This window comes from Clostridioides sp. LIBA-7602, assembly GCF_056688945.1.
In genome coordinates this window covers 4,262,799-4,269,831 of the sequence record NZ_CP196991.1, presented here as the reverse complement: position 1 = coordinate 4,269,831, position 7,033 = coordinate 4,262,799, and the positions used below count along the sequence as shown (strand labels likewise).

Annotated in this window: 8 protein-coding genes; all 8 read left to right on the top strand. The window is 28.7% G+C overall.

All coding sequences use genetic code 11. The features are described from left to right. Positions 1 to 658 precede the first annotated feature (658 nt). Positions 659 to 796, top strand: a complete 138-nt coding sequence (gene rpmH / locus ACTG45_RS19870; RefSeq protein WP_003420485.1) for a 50S ribosomal protein L34 — start codon at positions 659 to 661, stop codon at positions 794 to 796. 77 nt (positions 797 to 873) lie between these two features. Continuing rightward, complete coding sequence (rnpA, locus tag ACTG45_RS19865; protein ID WP_021386625.1) at positions 874 to 1,218, top strand: ribonuclease P protein component; 345 nt, start codon at positions 874 to 876, stop codon at positions 1,216 to 1,218. Between the two features lie 32 nt (positions 1,219 to 1,250). Continuing rightward, positions 1,251 to 1,502, top strand: coding sequence for a membrane protein insertion efficiency factor YidD (gene yidD / locus ACTG45_RS19860; protein ID WP_021386578.1), 252 nt, complete (start codon positions 1,251 to 1,253; stop codon positions 1,500 to 1,502). 31 nt (positions 1,503 to 1,533) lie between these two features. After that, positions 1,534 to 2,241 (top strand): YidC/Oxa1 family membrane protein insertase, encoded by a 708-nt coding sequence (locus tag ACTG45_RS19855; protein WP_021386599.1) that lies wholly within the window; start codon positions 1,534 to 1,536, stop codon positions 2,239 to 2,241. Then, positions 2,210 to 2,839: an RNA-binding cell elongation regulator Jag/EloR gene (gene jag, locus ACTG45_RS19850; protein WP_021386604.1), complete on the top strand. Its 630-nt coding sequence runs from the start codon at positions 2,210 to 2,212 to the stop codon at positions 2,837 to 2,839. The genes ACTG45_RS19855 and jag overlap by 32 nt, the downstream gene beginning before the upstream one ends. A 110-nt stretch (positions 2,840 to 2,949) precedes the next feature. Next, entirely contained in the window at positions 2,950 to 4,329 is a 1,380-nt protein-coding gene (gene mnmE / locus ACTG45_RS19845; RefSeq protein ID WP_021386576.1) for a tRNA uridine-5-carboxymethylaminomethyl(34) synthesis GTPase MnmE, read from the top strand. Between the two features lie 96 nt (positions 4,330 to 4,425). Beyond that, a complete protein-coding gene (gene mnmG / locus ACTG45_RS19840) occupies positions 4,426 to 6,321 on the top strand; it encodes a tRNA uridine-5-carboxymethylaminomethyl(34) synthesis enzyme MnmG (RefSeq protein ID WP_021386603.1) in 1,896 nt (631 codons plus the stop codon). Then, the gene (gene rsmG, locus ACTG45_RS19835; RefSeq protein ID WP_021386613.1) at positions 6,314 to 7,033 is read left to right on the top strand and encodes a 16S rRNA (guanine(527)-N(7))-methyltransferase RsmG; all 720 of its coding nucleotides are present in this window, start codon (positions 6,314 to 6,316) and stop codon (positions 7,031 to 7,033) included. Before mnmG ends, rsmG begins: the two co-directional genes overlap by 8 nt.

The window sequence follows — 7,033 nt, the reverse complement described above, 5'->3', positions numbered from 1 at the left end:
AATATAAACCTCCGAACAGAATAATTAATATTTTCCACAAAGTTATTAACAGAAAAGCAAAAATATATATAAATTTTACAGAATAACTAAATTTATGGATAATGGTGTTGATAAATTAATAATAGTATAAATTATTAAAAAAATATGAAAAGATATAAACAATATGTAGATAAAGTTATAAATAACATAAACATACAATAAATGGTGATTATAACTAGAGTATTGTCAGTAATCTTAAAAGTTATACACAAAAGTATCCACAAGCTGTGAATAATTTTTAATAAGTTGATAACATTTATGCACATTATCAACAAGTATATTTATAATATCAAAATATATGTCAAACTTCAATGATTTGTAACTAATTTATCCACAATATTAACTAATTGTTGATAAAAATATAAACATGTTAAAATTGCTTTATTTGTGCATATAATTGAAAAAAATAATTTAGAATAAAATTAAATAGATTTTTACTAGTATTTTCAATAAAAAAAATACATAATATATATATGGTAGATTTTGTGATAGAAGCGTCCCAAAAACTCGTTGACAACAGTGATAAAAGTATTTATAATTATATGTGTTATGTTTACTTTGAGGGTAAAGTTATTATTTTTATAAACGGAAAATGAAATCTGAAAGGCGGTGCAAAATAATGAGTAAAAGAACTTATCAACCAAAAAAGAGACAAAGAAGTAAAGAACATGGTTTCAGAAAAAGAATGAAGACGTCTAACGGAAGAAACGTGTTAAAGAGAAGAAGAGCTAAAGGAAGAAATAGATTAACTCATTAATTACAAAAGGGCCGCTGCAAAGGTGGCCTTTTTGTGTAAATAATTACAATTCATAGCTGTGTTTATGGAGGTTAACTATGGACTTTAATAGGACTAAAGGGTTAAAAAAGGACTCTGATTTTAGAAAAGTATATAAACACGGCAAATCTTTTGCAAACAAATATTTAGTAATATATATACTTAAAAATAAATCAGATTATAGTAGGATAGGCATTTCTGTTTCTAAGAAAGTAGGAAAAGCCATCACTAGAAATAGAGTAAGAAGACTAATAAAAGAAGTCTACAGATTAAATATTGATGAAAAAATTAAGCCTGGATATGATATAGTATTTATAGCAAGAGTATCTAGTAAAGATGCTACTTTTAAAGACATAGACAAGTCTATAAAAAATTTAGTTAAAAGAACGGATATTTCTATTTAAATTGTATGCTATAAGTATGGAGGTTCATAACTTTGAATAAAATAATTTATATATTAAAGGAAATAAGTAAGCATTTATCGAATTTATGTATTTATTTAGTGAGATTTTATCAAAAATATATATCTCCCTTAAAGGGACCTACCTGTAGATTTTATCCAACTTGCTCACAATATTCAATAGAGGCATTTAAGAAATATGGATTTGTAAAAGGTATGTATTTAACCGTAAGAAGAGTTTTAAAATGTCATCCTTTTCATCCAGGAGGTTACGATCCTCTAAAATAAAAGAGAGTAACTATTAGGAGGTATAAAAAAATTGAATATAATAGGAAATTTCTTAGGAATGATTCTTAAGGTAATATTTGAATTTGTTAATCATTATGGTATTTCTATAATACTTTTTACTATCCTTGTAAAGATTATTTTATTACCATTAACAGTTAAGCAGACTAAGTCAACAAAGGCAATGCAAGATATACAACCTCGTATAAAAGAGATACAAGAAAAATATAAAAATAAGCCAGAAAAACAAAATGAAGAAATTGTTAAGTTATATGGAGAAGCTAAAATTAATCCACTATCTGGTTGTTTACCTTTATTAATACAGTTTCCTATATTAATAGGATTATTTAGCGTTTTGAGAGAGCCAGTTGCTCATGGCGTTTTTGCAAATCAAGCTGCATTTTTAGCAGCTGATAATGGTTTTTTATGGATAAAAAGCTTAACAGCACCAGATTATGTACTAGCAGTATTTTCAGGAGCAAGTGCATATGTAATGCAAAAAGTAATGACTCCAAAAGATCAATTACAAGGCTCTATGAAAGTAATGACATATGTAATGGCAGGTATGTCTTTCTATTGGGGATTTATATTCCCAGCAGGACTTACATTGTACTGGACAGTAAGTAACTTATTCTCAATAGCTCAATACTACTTAATAATGAATCCTTTAAAAGCTAAGCTGGCTGCTAACTCTAAGGAGGAAAAAGTTAATGAGAAAAAGCCTAAAATTAATAAAAAGTAAAAGTAGGGAAGAAGCTATAAGTAAGGCTATAGCAGAATTAAATTTAAAAGCAGAGGATATAGAAGTTGAAATACTTGAAAATCCGAGCAAGGGGTTTTTAGGTCTCATAGGTGCTAAAGATGGGACTTATGAAATTTTTGTTATCGAGAAGGAACTAGATGTAGCTAAAAATTTTATAGAGGTAATGTTGAAAAATGCAAATGTTGATGCCAAAGTCAATGTATCTCAAAAAGATAATTTAATCATGGTTGATATTGAAGGCAAAGAAGCTGCAAGTTTAATTGGTAGAAGAGGGGAAACTTTAGATTCTATTCAATTTTTAACTGGATTAGCTCTTAATAAAATAAATAAAGATTCTCATACAAGAGTGCTTGTAGATATAGAAAACTATAGATCAAAAAGAGAAGAATCTTTAATAAGATATGCTAATAAAGTTGCTAGAGAAGTAGCGAAAACAAGAAAAACTAAAAAATTAGATTATATGAATCCGTATGAGAGAAGAATAATACATTCAGCTCTTCAAAACGACAAATATGTAATTACATATAGTGAAGGAACCGATCCATATAGAAGATTAGTAATTGAGTGTAAAAGATAAAATCAACCTCCTAAACATTAGGGGGTTTTATTTTTTAATATTATTATATTATTGTGATTAGTCAAAAGTAAATCTATATGTAAAAAATTATAAATTAAGAGGTGATAAATTTGTTTATAGATGATACAATTGCAGCAATAGCTACAGCACCTGGAGAAGGTGGTATAGGAATAATTAGAATAAGTGGAGAAAAATCTTTAAAGATTGCAGAAGAAATTTTTAAGTCTATGTCAAGGAAGAGTATTAAAGAATATAATAAGAGAACATTAATATATGGAAATATAGTAGACGATGGAAATGTAATTGATGAAGTTTTATTGGCATATATGAAAGGTCCAAATTCATACACAGGAGAAGATGTAATAGAAATCAATTGTCATGGTGGATTTATTTCAGTAAAGAAAATCTTAGAATTAATATTATCAAAAGATGTTAGATTATCAGAAGCTGGAGAGTTTACTAAAAGAGCATTTTTAAATGGGAGAATAGATTTATCACAGGCAGAGGCAGTAATTGATGTTATAAAAGCCAAAACTGATATAGCTCATGAAGTTGCTCAAAACCAATTAGAGGGTTCTTTATCAAAAAGGATAAGAGAATTAAGAGATAAAGTTACAGAGATATTAGCTCATGTGGAAGTTGCTATAGATTATCCTGAAGAAGACATTGAGCATATAACATATCAAACTCTTAAAGAAAAAACTGATGAGCTTAAAAAGGAAATTAAAAAATTATATGACACAGCTGAAAGTGGAAAAATACTTAGAGAAGGTTTAAAAACAGTAATAGTTGGTAAACCAAATGTAGGTAAGTCTTCACTACTTAACTCCATTTTAGGAGAGAACAGAGCTATAGTTACTGATATACCAGGAACTACTAGAGATGTTATAGAAGAGTTTGTAAATATAAAAGGGATACCTTTAAAAATCGTTGATACAGCAGGTATAAGAGATACTGATGATATAGTTGAAAAAATAGGTGTTGAAAAATCTAGAGAATCATTTACTAGTGCAGATTTGATTATAATGGTTTTAGATGCATCTAGAAAGTTGTCAGAAGAAGATATAGAGATATTGGAAAGCCTTAGAGATAAACAAACAATAGTACTATTAAATAAGAATGATTTAAAACAGCAAATTGAAGAAGAAAAAATACTTAAATATGTAGAAAATAATAGTATAATAAAAATATCAGCTTTACAACAAGAAGGTATAGAAGAATTACAGGATAAAATAGAATCTATGGTATATAAAGGTAGCGTTAAAAATAATTCGAGTTTAGTAGTAACAAATTCTAGACATAAAGATGCACTTAGTAAAGCATATAAATCTGCCACAGATGCTTTAATTGCTTTAGAACAAAGCATGCCATTTGACTTTGTAGAGGTAGATTTAAAAAATATATGGGATTATCTTGGTTATATTAATGGAGATACAGTAACAGAGGATTTATTAGATAATATATTCCATAATTTCTGTATAGGTAAGTAAGGTTTAAAAGCAAATTTGATTTTTTTTATTATAGAGGTTTTAAAAAAATTATAGTGTTTCTCATGAAACATTAATTTAAAAAGAAAGGAATTATAAATGATAAAGTTTGAAGCAGGAAAATATGATGTTATAGTAGTTGGGGCAGGACATGCTGGGTGTGAAGCTGCTTTGGCTACTGCAAGAATGGGATATAAAACTTTGATAATAACAATGTCTTTAGATTCTATAGCATTAATGCCTTGTAATCCATCCATTGGTGGAACTGGTAAAGGTCAATTGGTTAAAGAAATAGATGCTTTGGGCGGCCAAATGGGATTAAATATAGATAAGACATATATACAAAGTAGAATGTTAAACACTGCCAAAGGACCAGCAGTACACTCTTTAAGAGCTCAAGCAGATAAATTTAAATATCATGAAGAAATGAAAAAGACATTGGAAGATGAACCAAATCTTGATATAGCTATGGATGAAGTAGTGGAAATTTTACATGAAGGAAATGTTGTAATAGGAGTTGGGACTAAATTAGGATGTTCATTTAAATCTAAAGCTGTAATACTAGCTACTGGAGTTTATTTAAATTCAAAAATATATATGGGTGAGGTTGCATTTTATGAAGGACCTAATGCATTAGGATATGCAAAATACCTTACAGATAGCTTAGTTGAATTGGGTCTTAGAATGAGAAGGTTTAAGACAGGAACTCCAGCTAGAGTCCATAGAGATAGCATAGACTTTTCTGTAATGTCTTTACAAGAAGGTGATGAAAAAGTAACTCCATTCTCATTTATGAATGAAAATATAGAAAAAAAGCAAGAACCTTGCTATTTAACGAGAACTACTGAAGAAACTCAGAAAGTTATATTGGATAATTTAAAAAGGTCTGCTATGTATAGTGGAGTAATAGAAAGTACTGGACCAAGATATTGTCCTTCTATAGAAGATAAGGTAGTAAGATTTAGCGATAAAACATCACATCAACTATTTATAGAACCAGAAGGGTTAAATACTAAAGAAATGTATATCCAAGGAATTTCAACTAGTTTACCTTTTGAAGTGCAATTAGATATGTACAAAACAATAAAAGGGCTTGAAAACTGTAAGATAATGAGACCTGCATATGCTATTGAATATGATTGTGTTGACCCAACACAACTAAAAATAAATTTGGAAATAAAGGGAGTAGAGAACTTATTTAGTGCTGGTCAATTTAATGGAACTTCTGGATATGAAGAGGCAGCAGCTCAAGGGCTTATGGCTGGTATAAATGCAGTTAGAAAAATAGAAGGAAAAGAACCATTTGTATTAGACCGCTCAGAAGCATATATAGGTGTTTTATTAGATGACCTTGTTACTAAAGGGACTAATGAGCCTTATAGAATGATGACATCAAGAGCAGAATACAGGTTGTATTTGAGACAAGATAATGCAGATATGAGATTAACTCAAAAAGGTTATGATATAGGATTAGTTAAAAAAGATAGATATGAACGATTCATAAATAAAAAGACTGCTGTAGAGAAAGAATTTGAAAGATTAAAAAATGAAAGAGTTACGCCAAAAGAAGTAAATAGTCTGTTAGAAGAAAAAGGAGCAACACCAATAAAAGTTGGAATTTCGTTGTATGAGTTTTTAAAAAGACCAGAGGTTACTTATGAATTGCTTGAAGAATTAGGAAAAGGCGCTGGTGAAGATGTTTCAAGAGAAGTTAAAGAGCAATGCGTAATAATAACTAAATATGAAGGTTATATAGAAAAACAATTAAAACAAATAGATCAATTTAAGAAACTTGAGAATAAAAAGTTAGATGAGAAAATAAACTATTCATCTATAGAAGGACTTAGATTAGAGGCTAGACAGAAGTTAGATGATATAAAACCTATTTCAATAGGACAAGCTTCCCGTATATCTGGAGTTTCTCCAGCTGATATATCAGTTTTACTTATATACCTAGAACAAGTCAGAAGAACTAGAGGTGGCAAAGGTGAATAACATAGAGCTTCTGAAAAATGGGATTGAAGATTTTAATATAATTACTAATGATAGTATGCTAGAAAAATTTAAAAAATATAGAGAGATATTAGTTGATTGGAATCAAAAGATGAATCTTACTGGGATAGAAGATGAAAAAGAGGTATATGTGAAGCACTTTTTAGATTCTATTTCAGCTGTAAAAAATGGATATATAAAAAATGGTATGTCTATAATAGATGTTGGTACAGGTGCTGGATTTCCTGGGATACCATTAAAAATATGTTTAGATGATTTAGAACTTACCTTACTAGACTCTTTGAATAAAAGAATAAACTTTTTAGAGGAGGTTGGTAGAGAATTAGAATTAGCTAATATTAAATTTATACATGGAAGAGCTGAAGATTTTGGTAAAGATGAAAAGTATAGAGAAAAGTATGATATTGCTACAGCAAGAGCTGTAGCTGGATTACCAATTCTTATGGAATTTTGTGTACCATTTGTAAAAGTTGGAGGATACTTCATTTGTTTAAAAGGTCCAAATGCTAATCTAGAACTAGAAGAATCACAAAAAGCTATTGATATTTTGGGATTAGAATTTGTTGAAAAAATAGATGTGGAATTACCAGAAATAGATTTAAATCATAATATATTAATTTTTAAAAAAATAAAAGAAACACCAGTTAAATACCCTAGAAAAGCTGGCAAACCAGCTAAGAATCCTATTATATAG

Coding starts and splice junctions, on each gene's coding strand:
- mnmG (WP_021386603.1), top strand. CDS start 4,426: ATGATAAAGTTTGAAGCAGGAAAATATGATGTTATAGTAGTTGGGGCA.
- rpmH (WP_003420485.1), top strand. CDS start 659: ATGAGTAAAAGAACTTATCAACCAAAAAAGAGACAAAGAAGTAAAGAA.
- rnpA (WP_021386625.1), top strand. CDS start 874: ATGGACTTTAATAGGACTAAAGGGTTAAAAAAGGACTCTGATTTTAGA.
- jag (WP_021386604.1), top strand. CDS start 2,210: ATGAGAAAAAGCCTAAAATTAATAAAAAGTAAAAGTAGGGAAGAAGCT.